At 61.8% G+C, this 16948-nt stretch carries 10 protein-coding genes and 1 pseudogene; 9 read left to right on the plus strand and 2 right to left on the minus strand.

All coding sequences use genetic code 11. From position 1 onward, the window contains the following. The first annotated feature begins 397 nt into the window (after positions 1–397). Positions 398–1000, plus strand: coding sequence for a hypothetical protein (locus QNO03_RS09670; RefSeq protein WP_289603130.1), 603 nt, complete (start codon positions 398–400; stop codon positions 998–1000). 82 nt (positions 1001–1082) lie between these two features. Next, positions 1083–2750, plus strand: a complete 1668-nt coding sequence (locus QNO03_RS09675; RefSeq protein ID WP_289603131.1) for an ATP-binding protein — start codon at positions 1083–1085, stop codon at positions 2748–2750. 200 nt (positions 2751–2950) lie between these two features. Here the strand turns inward: QNO03_RS09675 and QNO03_RS09680 are convergent, their stop codons facing one another. Then, on the minus strand, positions 2951–6064 hold the full coding sequence (locus QNO03_RS09680; RefSeq protein WP_289603274.1) for a DEAD/DEAH box helicase: 3114 nt from the start codon (positions 6062–6064) through the stop codon (positions 2951–2953). Between the two features lie 230 nt (positions 6065–6294). After that, complete coding sequence (locus tag QNO03_RS09685; RefSeq protein WP_289603132.1) at positions 6295–7365, minus strand: DUF3320 domain-containing protein; 1071 nt, start codon at positions 7363–7365, stop codon at positions 6295–6297. Between the two features lie 506 nt (positions 7366–7871). On the opposite strand from QNO03_RS09685, the gene QNO03_RS09690 reads away from it, so the two are divergent. The 7 genes and pseudogenes from QNO03_RS09690 (at position 7872) to QNO03_RS09715 (ending at position 16936) form a co-directional block, all read left to right on the plus strand. Beyond that, positions 7872–8795, plus strand: a complete 924-nt coding sequence (locus tag QNO03_RS09690; RefSeq protein ID WP_289603133.1) for a ribonuclease HI — start codon at positions 7872–7874, stop codon at positions 8793–8795. A 119-nt stretch (positions 8796–8914) separates the two neighbouring features. Beyond that, positions 8915–8995 (plus strand): annotated as a pseudogene (locus QNO03_RS14660) (sigma factor-like helix-turn-helix DNA-binding protein); the annotation flags it as partial. A gap of 24 nt (positions 8996–9019) precedes the next feature. After that, a complete protein-coding gene (locus QNO03_RS09695; RefSeq protein WP_289603134.1) occupies positions 9020–9667 on the plus strand; it encodes a hypothetical protein in 648 nt (215 codons plus the stop codon). After that, positions 9664–10101 carry a hypothetical protein gene (locus tag QNO03_RS09700; protein WP_289603135.1) on the plus strand — a complete coding sequence of 146 codons (438 nt, stop codon included), beginning with the start codon at positions 9664–9666 and terminating at the stop codon, positions 10099–10101. Before QNO03_RS09695 ends, QNO03_RS09700 begins: the two co-directional genes overlap by 4 nt. An 82-nt stretch (positions 10102–10183) precedes the next feature. Continuing rightward, complete coding sequence (locus QNO03_RS09705; RefSeq protein ID WP_289603136.1) at positions 10184–13054, plus strand: PD-(D/E)XK nuclease family protein; 2871 nt, start codon at positions 10184–10186, stop codon at positions 13052–13054. After that, positions 13051–16365 carry a UvrD-helicase domain-containing protein gene (locus tag QNO03_RS09710; RefSeq protein ID WP_289603137.1) on the plus strand — a complete coding sequence of 1105 codons (3315 nt, stop codon included), beginning with the start codon at positions 13051–13053 and terminating at the stop codon, positions 16363–16365. Before QNO03_RS09705 ends, QNO03_RS09710 begins: the two co-directional genes overlap by 4 nt. Next, positions 16358–16936, plus strand: a complete 579-nt coding sequence (locus QNO03_RS09715; protein ID WP_289603138.1) for a GIY-YIG nuclease family protein — start codon at positions 16358–16360, stop codon at positions 16934–16936. The genes QNO03_RS09710 and QNO03_RS09715 overlap by 8 nt, the downstream gene beginning before the upstream one ends. The last annotated feature ends 12 nt before the right edge of the window (positions 16937–16948 follow it).

A 16948-nucleotide genomic window follows, 5' to 3' on the forward strand; every position in this document is an offset into this window, starting at 1 on the left:
GTGCGGTCAGTCGCTGCAGCGGCAACAGCTAGCTCTGGAGGCAGGCAACGCGACGGTGCGAGTTCACGAAGCGTAACAGGGATTATGGGTGTACCAGGCGTACGGAAAGGTGCTGGCTGGTAGCCGGTGGCTCGAGCAGCGGCAGTCCGCGCCTGGTTTTGATTCATTGGATAATCCCCTGAAGTGCACTATTAGTGAGTCAACGTTGTATCGGTTAGAGGAGTGCGCAGCTCTGGGGACCATTTACGGCGTTCTTCCGTTATCCGGGCCCTTGGTGTTACACGACTATTCCAGCGGCATCCGCCCACCCAAACCTAGGACGCATCCTATTTGCACCCTACCGGATGGTATGAGAATTTTAGACCCACAGATCCCTCCACGATTGAGGAACAGAAAGATGCAGCTTACTAAGAAAGACGTGGTTGTTATCGCGTTGGATAGTCTTGGAGGTGCAACAGCGCTGATCGATACCGAGGACATAGCGATCGCCGCACACGGCCGCGCGCCGAACGCATTTGGATGGCGCAAACATACCGAACACATAGATTTGGATACTGTCCGCACTTCCCTTCGCCATGAGAAGGAATCTACCCAACCTCGTTTGGACGGTTCGATTCGTGAAGGTTGGCACCTAACCCCGGTAGGCCAGACATGGATTGCGACCCAAGCTAGGGAACTATTGGGAAAGATCGAGGTAGCCACAACGTCTCCGAAATCTGCTGCACGCCGGGCCGAAACGCACGAGGTCGCTGCGACCATGGATCGATTGCGTTCATCGCACGCCTTTACAGCCTGGGCCTCTGGGGTTCCGGTGCAGGCGCGGGACGCCGCTGCTGCCTTCCGAATCGACAGCTACACCCCGAAGCGCGACCGCATTCTGAAAACGGCCAAGGTCCGCGAACTGGCTCGCGACCATCCCGAGTTACATAACTTCCTCGACCAGATCATTCCTGTCGCATTGCAATTCGACAACCAAGCGCCTCGAAAACCTAAGTCTTGATGGTCCCACCTCCTTCAGTTCGTTGCAGGTCCAGCTACATCCAAATCAAGCGCCGCCAATAGGGCGCGAAGGGAAGCCCTCTATGAGCATATTGACGATACGCACCCACGTTGGCCGCGACATTCTTCAGTCAGCCCAATCATTCAAGACACCTGAAGCAGCCATCTGGGAATACGTAGTAAATTCCCTGCAGTACGTCGATTCTGGTTTGACCCCCACGGTGAACGTAGCCCTCGACCCCAGAGCCAAGACCGTAACCATTCGAGATAATGGGGGCGGCATGGACCTAGAGGGACTTACTCATTTTTTCACCATGCACGGGGAGAATCAGGAACGACGCCGCGGGGTCCCGGGGCGCGGAAAGTTTGGCACAGGTAAGTCCGCGGCCTTCGGCATCGGCACTGCCCTGACTGTGGAGACGGTCCGAGATCAAGTCCGACAAAAGGTCTACGTGGACCGTTCAATGATCGAGGCAGCTGACGGGGATGCGGTGACAGTCCGCTTCGATGTTCAAAATGAGCCGGCACCGGAGGCCCCCAATGGTACCGAAATAACTATCACAGGCATCACAGCCAAATTGGCTCGTGAACCTGTGGTTTCACTCATCGAGCGGCACTTGTCTGCTTTCCGAACTAGTTCCCCAAATGTCTCGGTAAACGGACGAACGTGTGAAATTTCGCATATTTCCGCTGCGACCACGCGGAATTTCCAACCTAAACCCGGAAAACAATCGGAACTACTTGGCAACATCACACTCACGGTATCCACTTCGCTGAAACCATTGGACGAAACGAGCCGAGGTATCGCGGTCACGGTCGGCACGGGAAATCTAGTAGCAGTGGTCACCGCAGGTATCGAAGCGAAAGAGTACGGCAATCGACTCTTTGGAGAAGTTGATGTTCCCGCTTTGGACGACGCAAAATATGATCCGGTTGCGGCATACGGCAACAATCGCGACCTAACCCTGAACCCGGCACACCCGGTCGCTCTGGCACTCATTTCCTTCATCGGCGCGTCGCTGGAGGAAGCCCGGGCTGAGCTGGTCGCTGCGGGCCGCCAAGCGCGCGAGCAGGCTGAGGCGCAGCGGTTGAAGGCAACGACCTCTGCAATCGAGAACCTGCTCAACGCCGACCTTGCAACCATGCGTGAACGGTTGAACAGCATGGGCAATATACGCCAGCGAAGCCCGTTACCGGCAGCAGCTGGAGGATCCGAGGATGATGGGTCTGCAACCGTCAATCCAGATGGGGAAGTTGACGGGCGCCGGGAGGGTGTCTTGGGAGGGCACCACGAGGCGGAGGAACCACCACCAGGATTGCCGGCCGGAGAAACCGAACCTAACGCTCATCCCGGGGGTGCGCTTGCTTCTCCCGGCGCAATCCCTGAGCCGGAAGGTCCAGAAAAAATTGTCCCAGTAAGAGACAAAGGAACTCAACGTCCCCAAGGAGGCCTGACAGTAAAAAGCGAACACCTAGGTGAGGACTTTGATCGATCACATTGGGACAAAGAAAATCGCGTTATTACTATCAATTTGGATCATCCCGTGGTCATAGCTGCGCGCAAGGTAAACGACGACGAATCGTCTTTCCGTCGTCTGTGTCACGAAATTGCATTCACCCAATACGCTATCGCACTGGCCGATCTTCAGCTTGAACGAGACTCCGCAATGGACGCATCGGATGCAATGTTCGAAGTGCGCGAGGCCCTGTCCAGGGTATGGGCAGGCGCTGCATCGCTCTACGCCGTTTGAGTCAGAGGGGACAGCCAAGCAGGGAGGGGCCCAAGAGACCGGTCCCGGCGTTGATGGCGCAGGCCAACGTGCAAATGGCAGCCGTGTCTGGAGGGGCAAGCCCAGTCTGGGCTGTCCCTCCAGACAGAACTATCGCATCGTAGAAGTAATGCGCTGGCCCCACAGCTACGCTTCGGTCAGTAATAGAAAAACAAAAACGGTCACAAAGCCACAGCACTAGCGTTGACGTAGACGTCGCCAGGCATCGGCCGGTGCAACTTCCACATGATAGCGATCGGCTTTGATCCCGTGTGCGACATGTAGTCCATTTGCCCCAGGCAGGTGTAGGCCATGGTCAAACCCGAGTCGTCGTTTTCACGAGGGCGGGTGAACAACAGCACCTGACTGCCTGCCTTCTTGTGGTCCAGATACCGCTGACCGGTTGGGCTTCCGGGAGCCGTCGCGTTCTGGGATTCCCAGTGGAATACCTCGGGACTCATTGCGTAGTCCTTATACATGATTGACGCCGCCCTGTCCTTGGCGTCCTTTTCGAGCGTGACGAAGAAGGCGTCAGTCTTTGTGTCCTCGCACCAGGCAACGCCTTCCCGGTGTCGCGCTCGGCGTCCTTCCAACGAAAGGTAACCCAAAGCAGCGAGGACTTCCTCGCGCCGGTAGGTTGCGTGGGAGTACAGCGGGACGTGCTGGAGGCCACGGCCCAAGCCTTTGGGCGCGTAGCGGGACCGCTGGATACCTAGTTCCATGAGCTGCTGGATTTCCGAAACAACGGGTGGAAGTGAGCGCACGAAATCCAGTCCGGCGTCATAATCCGAGAAGCCGCCACCTTCCGGCCACAGGGCGAAAAACAGCATCCGGGCCAGCGTCTGCTCCCGGTTGCTCAACTGGTCATAACGTGGAGAGTCATCGGAAACGAGCCGGGCATAGGCTTCGGCCCGCTCCGGGTCGTCAACGCATAGGAACGTCGTCATGCGCCGAAGGAGAATAGCCTCCTCAGCCACGGACAGGGCGAGTTTTCCCGCAATGACGGCATCCGGGCCATAGACCAGGTCGATGAGACCCGCGTCCCGGAGCAGCGCCGTCCATGATTCGCCGGTCTTCCGGTAGATATCTTCCAGGCTGAGCCCCGATTCACGCAGGAAGTCCTCGAGTCTAAGCTCTCCATGGGACTGCACGTCCGCGACGAGCTGGCGCCTGTTGAATCGGAGCTGGGTACGAATGTTTTCGAGGATGATCTTCTGCGCCACCCTGTCCAGCACAATCTGCGAGCCGGACGGAAGATAGGGGAATTCATCCTCCACAGCTTTTGCGAGCGTTTTGCGTCCCAACCCGGTAAGTGCCCGAAGTTTGGTTTCAAAACGGAACTCGCGATGCTGTTGCCCGATGTAGTCCAGCACGGTGAGGACCGATTTGTCCTTTGCCCGGCGCAAGCCTCGGCCGAGCTGCTGTAGGAAAACGGTTGAACTCTGCGTCGGACGAAGCAGCATGATGGTGTCGACTTCAGGCAGGTCCAGTCCCTCGTTGAAGAGGTCGACCGCAAAGATACAGTTCAGCTCTCGTGCACGGAGCCGCCTCAGCGCATCTGCCCGTTCATGGTCCGGGGTGTTGCCTGAGACGGCGATGGAAGCAATCCCCGCTCGGTTGAAGACCTCAGCCATGTATTCCGCATGTTGAACCGAAACGCAGAAGCCCAGTGCGCGCATCTGCGCTGTGGACGTGACCTTGTCCCTCAGCTCCTTGATCACTTTCGCAGCACGCGCATCGTTGCCCGTATAGAGACTGCTCAGCTGGGCGACGTCGTAGTTTCCGCGTTTCCATTCAATCTGCGAAAGATCCACATCATCGGAGACCCCGAAGTAGTGGAAGGGGACGAGCAGATCGGCATCCAGGGCATCCCACAGTCGCAGCTCACTGGCGATGCGACCGCCAAAGAACTGCTCGGCAACGTTGACGCCGTCGCCTCGCTCCGGGGTAGCAGTCAGGCCGAGCAGCTCCTGAGGCCGAAGGTGGTCGATCAGTCGCCTATACGTCGGCGCCTGGGCGTGATGAAACTCGTCAATGACGACGACGTCGAACGCCTCCGGGGCGAGCTTATTGATGCCGTAGGCAGCGAGGGACTGGACGCTGGCGAACACCTGCTTCCACACCGTTGGGCGGTGATCACCGACGAACAATTCACCAAAGGATCCACTCTGCATCACGTCACGGTAGGTATGCAGTGACTGTTCCAGGATCTCTTTCCGATGCGCCACGAAAAGAAGCGACAAAGGCCTCCCTGCTGCCTCGCAGAGCCGCTTGTAATCGAGTGCGGCAATAACCGTTTTCCCGGTGCCTGTGGCTGCCACAAGGAGGTTGCGGTGGTAACCATGGACTTCCCGAGCGGCGTCCAGTTCTTCCAGCATCTCCTGCTGGTGGACGAACGGCTGAAGTTCCAACCCGGTAGCTGCAGCCGGACGTGACGTGGATTTACCGCCGTTTCGGGCCAGAGCGGCGTCGAGTTTATCGCCGTCCCGCACAGGGTCGTACGTCTGAAAAGCCGACTGCTCCCAGTAGCTGTCGAAAGTGAGCTCGAATTTTTGCAGCAACTCTGGTGTACCGACTGCTGAGAGCCGGACGTTCCATTCCAGTCCGTCGAGCATGGCCGGGGCGCTGAGGTTCGAGCTGCCCACATAGGCTGTATCAAAACCCGTGTTCCGACGGAAGAGCCATGCCTTGGCATGCAGCCGGGTGGCATGCGTTTCGTAATTGATCTTGATCTCGGCGCCGTACTTCACGGCGAGTTCATCAATGGCTCGGCGTTCCGTGGCGCCCATGTAGGTGCTGGTGAGGACCCTCAGCTTCACTCCCCGGTCCCGCAGCTCGGCCAGGGCCGGCTCGAGCAGCCGAAGCCCGGTCCAGCGGATGAAGGCGCACAGCATGTCCACCGTGTCCGCTGACCCCATTTCCGTTCGGATTTCGGCGGCAAGGTTGGGGTCATCCTTACCGTTCGTCAACAGTGCAGGCTGGCTGAGCGGTGTTGACGGCCGGCGGAGTTGGCGACGACGTAACCCCTCTTCGGGGAACAGAGAGGTCAACTGTTGGGGCCCAGGCTCCAGCCTTTCTGCGCTGAGGCGGCTAAGCAACGAGTTGGCCAGCTCGACCCGGTGCTCGGGGTCAGTTTGGTCCAGCGCCTGCCGGACCTTGCGTGCGATGTGAGCGGACAGTGCTTCCGAGGACAGTGAGTCCGGGACTGGTTCGAGGACAGCGTTCAACCCACCCTGTCCGGCCAATGCATGCCGGAGATCACTCGTGCTGAGGAGCTCGTAGAGCCCTTCCGGCATGCGTTCGCCGGGGTTTAGAGACTGAATCATTTCTGTTCCCCTGCCGTGGAGGCAAGATCGAGATAGCGCTGTTTCCTGACGATCTCGTCTGTCATGTTTAGACGTGGATCCAACGGCTCTATTAACATAGCTTCCCCAACCAATATGCGGTCCTCACCTATGAGGACCGCCTCTTCTTACCGCTCAGGCTATCGGTAGGAACTGACAGTTCTTGAACAGCCGCACTGTCGTTACTGGATCCGCCCACTGCTTTTGGCATAAGCGAAACCGAGTTCGAACTGTGCCCGGGCCGGCTTACTGCTTCGCTTGCGACCGAACTGCTGAAGAACGCGGCGACGAAGTTCAGTTTCGGACAGGGATGCATCGTCTTTCCTCACCGCCACGATGGCATTCGCGATCTCCGTCGGGGCGATCTGCTCAAACGCGCGCACTGAGCCCGTCCCTGTTCGATGGATAAGCCAGCGTGACCGGTCGATGCCCTTCGGCCACACGAAGCCGTAGTCGTCAATATCAACCGAGGCTTTGGGGATCTGGTTGAGAATTCTCTTCATTCGTGTGGGTACCAGACGAGAAAAACCGAAAGAAAGGCCGACAAGTCGAGCAACGCGGTCCTGGTGGACCGGCCCTTCGGCCTCGGCAATGTCCTCAATCAGGCTCCGCACGTTCTCTTTGACACGCATGGTTCTCATTGAATCGAGGTCTTCCTGCTCCCCCACCACAACCTGGGTCCAGGACTCCCACGGTACTGAGCCGTAGAGAGAACCTACTGAGATTTCTACTTCTGTATTGCGTGATTCCGAGCTGGATGCAATCGGCACCGCTTCTTCCTCGCCATCCGCAACGACTTCACCTTCCGGTTCGCTTGCTTCCAGCAAATCCTTGATAACCGCTGTCCGGATCTCCCCCGCCCGGTTGGCACCGTCTGCATCTCCAATATGGGTCAGCACTGTCCGTACTGTGTCGGCCGCTTGGAGGGCGTCAAAAACCTCAAACTCACCGCCGTGGGACACCCGGTTGCGGATAATTCGCAGGACGGACCCGTAGGAACTCAGTGTCCGGTTTTTGTCTCCCGCGTCAAATGGGTATCCCAAAGCACCCAGACGCTCCGTTAGCATACGCAGCTGGAGGGAAAGGTCACGACGGGAATATGTCCATCCTTCTTTCCCCTTCATCTGGTCCAATTCCCGCAGAACGGATGTCCATTCCAGCCCCAAGATATGCTCATGGAGCGAGTTCTGGATGAAAGGATCCAGGCGTTCGCTCAAAAGGTCCAGTGCGGCGTGTACGTGGTGCTTTGACATGATCTTCTCCCCCATTTGTGCCTCCGAATTGAGGCCTTGGTTTCGCCTGACTTGCTCAGACCTTGTGGCTATCGCCCAGCACGAGGTAGTCCCTCGTCCAATAACCGCCAGCCGACACTGAGCTGCGTCCTGCGAAGGTCCCTAGTGATTGTGGGGAGGGACCCGCCCTCATGGTATAGGTGTTCCATCCGCGGGAGCTCAGCAGCCAAATAAGGCTTTTTCATATGCTTCGACCGACGCCTTCCCTGTCACCGTCTTGCCAGAATATACCGCGGCTGGCTCACTCCTGGTTCATTCATACGCATCTAAGACGGGTTGCTATCCGCTCGGGGCGTTTCCGGTTCTTTTCTCCATGCACGGGGTTTCCCGCCCCATTAATGGACTTACAAAAATTTTGCTTCGTAAGTTACAAAAAGTGTTCAGCTACCTCCGTTCAGAAACTGTCAGTGCCGGGACCTACTGTGATCCGTGTCGCAGCAATTCCGTCCCAGCATCAGGAGGCAGTTATGAGTTTTCCCGTACCAGTCGCACCAGCGCGGCCCTTCATTTCCGCCGCCGATGCCGTTGCGGCCCGAAGCGGTATCTCTGTGCGTGTATCACCGAAGCACGGGTTGCAGGTCTGGGCCGTTGTCAGAAACCAGGGCAGCCAGGTCGCGGCAGTTCAGTCCGGGATTTGGAATCCTTCGTGTCCCGACGGACAGCCGAGCCTTTACGGCACTGTGCGCCAGGCAGTGAACTACCAACTCGAAGCCGGCGCCCAGGAGATCTACTGCGACGACGAAAACACTGCAACCAGCCTCCAGGCCCTGGGGGTGTCCGCCAGCTTCCAGTACCCTCCAGCCGTCGCCATCACTGCCCTGGACGAGGCAGTTGCCGTGGAAATCAACGGCCGGTTCGCACAACTGACCATCACCACCGACTCGTCGCGCGGCAAGTGTTCTCCCTGGCTCGGGCACGGCTGGGTACTGGATTTCGGCGGGGAAGCACGGGTGAAGCCGGGGCAGAAGGTCTCCGAAGGAGACAGCATCCTCGAAGGCGAGCTACGGTCAATCAGATTCGGCTTGCAGGCTGCGCGAGGTGTCTATTCATCGGCTTTGCAGGGCGGCACCGCCATCACTGTTCGGTCGGACAGCCAGTTGGCCCTCCGCATGCTCACGGAACCAGGTTTCGCACCGCCGTCTGCCAGCCGTTTTTGCCGCGAGGAAGTGGCTCGCATCCTTGGATACACACGCGATGCACAGGTGCGCTTCCTGTGGGTCAAAGGCCACAGCGGCGACCCGCACAACATGGCAGCGGACCGCTTGGCCGTGCTTGCCCGAAGGTCCCGCGAGGCCGATCTCAGCATCGATGAGGTACAGCGCCTCACAGCGTTGGCGCACCAAGACGTATTGAACGACATCCGGCGCTCCCGCATGGCGCTGGCAGCCTGACCACATTTCTCATCAACGTTTCTCATCAACGTCAAGAATTAGGGGATCCCATGACCCAAGCATCACAGACAACTTCACCCAGCCCCTCGCACCCTACCGCCCAGGAACGAGACGCGGCCATGGTGCAGAGGTACATCGAGGGGGAAACCCTCGAAGCCATTGGCGCCGACTACGGCGTTACGCGGGAACGCGTCCGGCAAATCGTCAGCAAGGTAGGTGGCAGCATGGCGGCCGAGTCTCGCAAACGCCGGCTGGAAAAACGGGAAGCGGAAATCAAAGCCGCCTGCCAATCCTTCATGGAATCGTACGGAACAGCGGCGCGGACTGCCGCTGCGACCGGATCGACCCGCCCGGAAACCATCCTGAGACTGGCAATCCTTTTCCCGGAGATGGACAAGGACTTGGCAGAGTCGACCCTTCGGGATTCCAGTATCCGGTTCGATACCCGGGCTCCGGACATATTCTCCAAAGCCGTTGTTGAAGCCGGCCTGTATTACCTTGTGGGAGCCGAGCTGGGTCTGGCTCCGGACCCACATTTTGCAGCAGCCAATCTGGACCTCGACATGATGACAGAACTGGTTGCTGTCCTCCAGCAAGGGACAGCAACGGAAGAAGACATCGCAACGATTCTTGGAATCATCGGTGCTGCCAAGCGCCACATCGCCGAGCATCCAGAAACGACGATTACCGGTTCACGTTATGACGAACTACGCGATGAACTTGTCCCGGCCCTCGGTTGGGAATCCCGTCAGGGGGCGTCCCCTTGGCCGCCGACCCGGCAAACCGTCATGGGGAAGTACACGTATTGGAACGCCGCATTGGAATCCATGGGCTGGCAGCGAATCAGCGCGGCCGGACGCCAGGGTTGGTGAACTTCACCGAAAAGCTTTACCAGAAGGCTATCTGCGATTTCGTCAGTGACATGAACAAGGCGGGTCTGTATCCCAGCCATGACAAGTACACAGAGTGGTGCGCGGCCATGAACGCGGCTGGCAACAAGTATCCTTCTTCATCGAGCATTCGCAACTACTTCCGTAACTGGACCGCTGCACTTCGGTTTGCCCAAGGCGAGACAGGCTCCCTCTCCGCCGCGGAACAAGACCTGCCCACTTCTCCTGCAGAAACGGAAGATGGCACCGCGACGTGTCCTATTTGTTCCCATGAGGCCTGGCCTATCGTCCGCGGCTTGTGGTGTCCTCCGGCGGATAACCCCGAGCCCAAGGTGTGGCCGGCAGGCTGCGTGATCACTTCTGAAGAGCAGGAAAAGTGGCACTGCATGAATAACGGCTGTGGTTGGGAATGGTAATTCTCCGGTCCCACGCAAGCCGCCACCGAGCTGTCAGCACCTACTGCTAGGTTGAGTGCACTTAATAACAAGGGGGAGTTCATTGAGTACAGATTCATCCGGTGCTGATTCAGCACTTAGCGCAGGCGCTCGGACGCAGGCTTACGCCAGTACGCCCGAAGCACTGCAGGCCCTGGCTGACGCCGTTGCCCAGGCGCAGCAGGGCCGGCCGCTGCAGCCGGTCACGGTGATCGCACCCAGCCGCGCCTCGGCCCTGGACATCGGACATTTCCTGGGCCGAGTCCTCAACGACGGCCGCGGAAGCGCGGCCGTCCGGACCACCACGTTGGATGATCTGGCCGAGGAACTCGCCGCCGCAGCTGGCCGATTGTCCGGCCGTGCACCGCTCCCAGCCATGGTCCGCGAAGGCGCCGTCACCGCCGTACTGGCCGAAGCGCCCGGGCTGTTTGTCGAGGTCGCCGACCAACCGGCCACCGCCCGCGCGATCGCCGCGACCTCCGCAGCACTAGATGCAGCCTGTCCCGACGACGTGACCGGACTGTCCCCGCTGGTGCGCGAGGTCGCCCGCGTGCACCATGCCGTCGCCGGGATCCTGGGGAGCAGCTGGTACACCAGCCATGACCTCTATTCCGCCGCAGCCGCTGCTGTGCAGACGCCGCGGATCCGCAAGCGCCTTGGCCCGGTGATCGTTTTCCAGCTCTCCGACGAGCAGGATCCGTCCGCCGCAGCCTTCCGTGCCGCCCTCGAGCAGCACGCAGGCACCGCCTACCTCACCGCAGGATCCTCCCCCGCCCCGGGTGAACAAATCCTCAGTGCCTCCGACGCCGATGACGAAGCACGCGCCGTCGTCCGCCTGGTCATTGAAAAGCTGGCAGCAGGCACTCCGGGCCACCGCATCGGCGTCTTCTATTCCGCCGCCGAGCCGTACCGCGCCCTGCTGGCCCAACGCCTCGGCGAAGCCGGCGTCACCTTTGTTGGCCCGTCCGCCCTTGGCCTGGCCGACACCGGCCTGGCCCGCGGGCTGGTGAATCTCCTCAGCCTCGACCCGGCGAACCCCGATGTCCGGGTCCTCCTGGATGTCATGGCGCAGGGCGTCCTGCACTGGCAGGAGGGGAACATGCCCAGCAGCGCCGTCTGCGAACGCCTGCATGCCTCTCCCCCGGCTGATCAGGAGGACGCAGACGAGGACCACGAACCAACGGAAGCGGAACAGAAGCGGCAGCAGGACTACGCCCAGTTCACCGCGTTCATCGCGGTCCTGGGCGAACGGCTGACCGAGGTCTTCGCCGCCCGGACCTGGACGGAGGTGGCGCACAATCTGGCGGACTTCGTCACGGAATTCCTCGGGGCCCGGGCCACGACGGAACGCCCCGAGCTTGGCAAGGCCCGCGAATTGGTCAGCGACGTGATCCTCGACCTGGAACTGCTGCACGGGATCGCCCCGGTGCCCACCGCCGCTGCGGTACGCGCCGCCGTCGACCGCGGTATCGAGGCCCGCCGGTTCTGGACCGGCAGTAGTGGCACCGGCGTGGTTCTGGGTTCGTACGACGACGGCGTCGGCCGGGACCTCGACGTCGTCTTCATCACCGGTGCGGCGGATGGGCTCGCCCCCGCCCGCATCCGGGAAAACCCGCTGCTTCCCGACAGCGCCGGCCATCTGCTGGCCGTGAAGCTGCCGACCGTCCACGAACTTGCCACCGCTCGGAAGGACAAGTTCCAGCGGCTGCTGGCCACCGGCGTCGAACGTACCATCCTGTTTCCCCGCGGCAACCTGCGCGCCGGCGGAACCCTGCAGGCCTCGCGCTGGCTGACTGGAACAGAGGTCCGGCATCTGCCCTCCTTTGCGCACGGTCTGATGCACGGCTCTCCCAGGGGAATGGCAGCCACGGGGCAGGAATGGCGTGTCCGCCACCTTCTGGGAAGCGGTCGTCCCCTGACCAGCGATCCGGTGCTGGACGCCGTGTCCGAAATTCGGACCGACCGCCGGAACGGCACCTTCTCCCGCTTCAACGGCAACCTCACCGGGGTCTCCGGACCGATCATCGATCCGCAGAAACCCATCTCCCCGACCAACCTCGAGGACTGGGTCATCAGCCCGCTGGCCTACTTCCTGCGCCGCGTCCTGAAGGCCGAGTTGTTTGAGGACGTGACCCTCGAGGTCCAGATCAGCAACCTGCAGCGCGGCAACCTGATGCACCAGGTGCTGGAGGACTACGTCCGCGGTCTGACCGACGGCAGCCAGACAGTGTCCTCCGAGCGGCTGCTGGAAATCGCCGACGCCGCGTTCGAGGCCACCACCAATCCGGCCTGGCTGCTGCACACCTGGGACCGGGACAAATCCAGGATCCGCACCGACCTGCAGAAGGTCCACGATTCGGACCAGCAGGCGCGCGACGACGGTTGGCAGCACCTCGCGGTGGAAGCCGAGTTCGGTGCCGAGGCCGGGGAGCCGTCGGTGGAACTGGACCTGCCCAACGGCAGCACCGTCCGGTTCCGCGGCAAGGTGGACCGCGTGGACCGGCACTCCAGCGGCCAGGTGCTCGTCATTGACTACAAGACCGGCAAGGCCGACAAGTATAAGAAGCTGACCCGCGAGGACCCCACCGCCGGCGGAACCCGGTTCCAGCTGCCGGTCTACGGACTGTTCGCCCGGCGCTTCTCCGCGGACCCCGGGCCCGAGGTCCGGGCCGAATACCGGTTCATCACCGCCGACGGGAAGTACGAACGGGTCGGCTACGACGTGGGCCCCGACGTCGAAACCCGGCTCCGCGAGGACGCCGGACTGGTCATGGCAGCGCTGCAGGCCGGGATCTTCCCGCCCCGGCCCGAATCGGACCGCTACACCAACCACACCACCCTGATGGGCGCCGCCGGCGTGCGGCACACCTGGGAGCGGCTCAAGGACGACCCCGCCCTCAGCGACTATTCCCGCTTCTTCCAGGAGGAAAAATGAGCCAGCCGAAAACCTCCCCCACCAAACCTGCGCTCAAGGACGACGACGACCGGCACCTCATCGGCACCGCTCTGGACACCACCGTCTTCGTCGAGGCCGGCGCTGGCAGCGGCAAGACCCACGCCCTGGTCGGACGCATCGCCGCTCTGGTGGACGGCGGCGTCGACATCGGCGCGATTGCAGCCATCACCTTCACCGAAAAGGCGGCGGGTGAACTCCGGGACCGGCTGCGCCGCGAACTGGCCAAGACCTACGGACTGGACGAGGTCCGGAGCGAGCGGCGGAACACGGCGCTGGACCGGCTGGACGCCGCACCCATCGGCACCATCCACTCCTTCGCCGCCCGGCTGATCAGCGAATACCCCATCGAGGCCGGGGTGCCGCCGCTGATCACTGTGGTGGACGAGCTCCGCTCCCAGATCGCCTTCGAACGCCGGTGGGAAGACGCCCAGCAGGCGCTGTTCACCGACCCGGCGGCCGACACCGCATTACGGGTGCTGCTTGCCGTCGGCGTCACCCTGGACCAACTGCGGAAGGTCGCCGCTGCGCTGGACGGCAACTGGGACCGGTTGCGGACCCACCCGCCGCAGCGGCAGAGCGTTCCGGTGCTCGACGTCGGGCCGCTGCTGCGTGCCACGGAGCTCGTCCTCGAGCGGAAGACGGACTGCACCGACCCCACGGACAAACTGATGGGCCGCTTCCCCGTCGTCGAGGAGTGGCGGGCCCGACTGCAGGAGGTCCGCGGGTCCGGGGATCTCGGCCGCATTATCGACGTGCTGAAGAGCCTGCCGGCCAAAGGCTATTCCGTTGGCAAACAGGGCAACTGGGGCGGCGATGTCAAAGGCGTCCAGCAGCAGTTCCTTGCCTTAGTCGAAGAGCGGGATGCGCTTATCGCCGCACAGGTGTCCCCGGCCGTCAACACGGTCAGCGCGGTCCTGGCCGAAGTCCTCCTCGCTGCTGCGAAGGTGCGGCAACGCAGTGGCAAGCTCGAGTACCACGACCTACTCGTCCACGCCCGCGATCTGCTGGTGGGCGACACGGAAGCCGATGCCCCCGCGCGCCTGCCCCTGCACGGACGCTACACCCACCTCATGCTCGACGAATTCCAGGACACCGACCCCGTCCAGGCCGAGATCGCGGTCCGGTTGGCCGCGGACATCAGCTGCGGCACCGACGGCTGGGAAGACCTTCCAGTGGCACCGGGGCGCCTGTTTATGGTCGGTGATCCGAAGCAGTCCATCTACCGCTTCCGGCGAGCCGATATCGCCACGTTCCTCTCCACCCGGGGCCGCGCCGTCGCGGATCCAGGGTCCGAGGTGGCTACCCTGCAGACCAACTTCCGTTCCGGAACGGCGCTGCTTGACTGGATCAACGCTGTCTTCGGCGAACTGATCGCAGGCAACGGGACAGTCCAGCCGGAATACGCCGACTTGGTGCCGGACCCGGCCCGGCCGGTTTGGCACGACGACGACGGACCCGCCGTCGTCGTGCTCGGCCGCGACGGTGCTACTCCCGGCGAGAACGGAAAGGTGAGTTCGGCGGACCGGAACCGGCAGGAAGCGGCCGACGTCGCCGCCGCGATCCGGCTGGCCACCGGCACCGGTGGAGTGTCGGCGTGGCAGCATCAAGGCGGCAACAAAGAAGGGTTTGCCCGGCGGCCGCTTGAGCTGCAGGACGTCTGCATCCTTCTGCCCACCCGCACTGCACTGCCTTATCTGGAGGATGCCCTCGATGCCGCGGGTATCAAATATCGGGCCGAAGCCTCCTCTCTGGTCTATGCCACGCAGGAGGTGACCGATCTGCTGCTGGTGTTGCGGACGCTGGCGAACACCGCGGACCAGGCGGCTTTGGTGCTGGCGCTGCGCTCGGCGCTGTTCGCCTGCGGTGACGACGATCTCTTCCGGTGGAAGCAGGCCGGCGGGGCATGGAACCTATATGCACCGGCTCCCGAGGGGCAGGAGGACTCCCCCGTCGGGAAAGCCCTGGACTATCTGGCCGCCCTGCACCGAGAACTGCCGCTGCTCTCCCCTGCGGAGCTGATCGAGCGGATCGCTGCAGACCGGCGTGTGCTGGAGGCTGCAACCGATACGCCGCGCTACCGCGACGTTTGGCGGCGGATCCGGTTTGTCATTGATCAGGCGCGGGCCTGGTCCGAAGCGACCCACGGCGGCCTGCGGGACTACTTGGTCTGGGCGGCCTCCCAACAGGAGGAGAACGCCCGCGTCAAGGAGGCCATGGTCCCCGAAACCGATATGCAGGCCGTGCGGATCATGACCATCCATGCCTCCAAAGGCCTGGAATTCCCCATGGTTGTTCTGGCCGGCGCCGGATCCGCTCCGAAGGCGTCGTCTGCGCCCGCACTGTGGGACGACGCCGGCAATGTTTTTGTCCGTTTCCTCAAGGGCATAGAGACACACGGTTATGCCGACGCTGACGCGGTGGAGAAGGAGTTCGCGGAGGCCGAGCGCCGCCGGCTGCTCTACGTTGCCTGCACCCGGGCTGAAAGCCATCTGGTGGTGTCTCATTACAACGGGTCGTCGAGCAGCCTCAGCGGTCTGCTGGAGTCGGTCAACGACGTCGAGCGAGCACCGAGTCTGGAGCTGCCGGAGGAACTCCTGCCCTTGCCCAAAGCGCGGACCTCGGCTGATCCGGTGCCCGAATTTGGGGCCTGGCTGGCTTCGAGCACCGGCTGGGCCGCGGAATCGGCGCGGGTGTCCCGGACCTCGGTCACCGCACTCGCGAAGGGCAAAGGTGCCGGGGTAACGACGGACTACGGCACTGCGGCCGCGTTCTATGCACCGGCCGGGGTCGAGGAAGTGCTTCCCGGGTTCGCCGGTATCCCGGAGGAACACGGGACGGTGTTCGGTACCGCACTGCATCGTCTGTTGGAACTTACGGATCTGGAGCTGTCGCCGTCGCTTCCCGGACTGGCGGCCGACGTCGCCGCCGGTGCCGGTCTGCGCAACGCCGCCGATCTGGAGGCGTCCGCCCGGTCAGCCCTGGAGAGTGCACCTGTTCGGCGTGCTGCCGAACGGGAGCACTGGCTCGAGCTGCCGATCATGGTGCCGGAAACCGGACACACCGTGGAAGGCATCATCGACCTGATGTACCGCGAGGATGACGGCAGCCTGGTGGTCGCCGACTTCAAGACCGATATCAGTGTGGGTGAGGAACAGCTGGCCGCGTATTGGCGGCAGCTGGGCAGCTACGCCCAGATGATCGGCCGGATCACCGGCGAAGAGGTCAGCGCGCTGGTGCTCATTTTCTGCCGTGCCAGCGGTGCCGAGGTTCTGAGGAGGACGCATGGTTGACGATTTTCATTTCACAGATGAGCTTTCGGCTACTAGAGCGGCCAGCGCGTTGCTTGCCGCGCCTCTGGTGCCATCGTCAGGGGTTTTCACCAAGGTCCTCCCTCCTCGCGCCCATGGCATATATGCCTGGTGGATGAATCAGGGAGCGGTCCCTGGCCTGTCAGGCCTGACGCATCCTGTCGATCCGAGTCTTGAGTTGCTCTACATCGGAATCGCGAGCCGGACGAGCAGCAGCCTTTATGCCCGGCTGAGCACGCACCTCACGAAGACCAGCCGGCGTTCCACCCTGCGGCTCTCATTGGCTTCGGTGTTGGCTGCTCGACAAGGTTGGACGGCCTCTTTCGTTTCCGGGCGACCCGCGCTCAATCCTGGATTCGAAAACGACTTGACTCAGTTCATCCATAACTCACTGTCTCTTTCGTGGATTCAGCATTCGGCGCCTAGAGATGTCGAGGAACAGATGATCCAGCGGCTTCAACCGCCCCTGAATCTCGACGGAAACAGCGCCCATCCGGCCTACACCTATGTGAAGACGGCCCGTGCCGCCTTCCGGGCAACTGCTTACTCCTAGCAATCACTCAGT

It is taken from the genome of Arthrobacter sp. zg-Y877 (genome assembly GCF_030373105.1).
GTDB lineage: Bacteria > Actinomycetota > Actinomycetes > Actinomycetales > Micrococcaceae > Arthrobacter_B.

Excerpts from the sequence above, each read along its gene's own strand:
- QNO03_RS09670 (WP_289603130.1), top strand. The coding sequence starts at position 398 with ATGCAGCTTACTAAGAAAGACGTGGTTGTTATCGCGTTGGATAGTCTT.
- QNO03_RS09675 (WP_289603131.1), top strand. The coding sequence starts at position 1,083 with ATGAGCATATTGACGATACGCACCCACGTTGGCCGCGACATTCTTCAG.
- QNO03_RS09680 (WP_289603274.1), bottom strand. The coding sequence starts at position 6,064 with ATGCCGGAAGGGCTCTACGAGCTCCTCAGCACGAGTGATCTCCGGCAT.
- QNO03_RS09685 (WP_289603132.1), bottom strand. The coding sequence starts at position 7,365 with ATGTCAAAGCACCACGTACACGCCGCACTGGACCTTTTGAGCGAACGC.
- QNO03_RS09690 (WP_289603133.1), top strand. The coding sequence starts at position 7,872 with ATGAGTTTTCCCGTACCAGTCGCACCAGCGCGGCCCTTCATTTCCGCC.
- QNO03_RS09695 (WP_289603134.1), top strand. The coding sequence starts at position 9,020 with ATGGCGGCCGAGTCTCGCAAACGCCGGCTGGAAAAACGGGAAGCGGAA.
- QNO03_RS09710 (WP_289603137.1), top strand. The coding sequence starts at position 13,051 with ATGAGCCAGCCGAAAACCTCCCCCACCAAACCTGCGCTCAAGGACGAC.
- QNO03_RS09715 (WP_289603138.1), top strand. The coding sequence starts at position 16,358 with ATGGTTGACGATTTTCATTTCACAGATGAGCTTTCGGCTACTAGAGCG.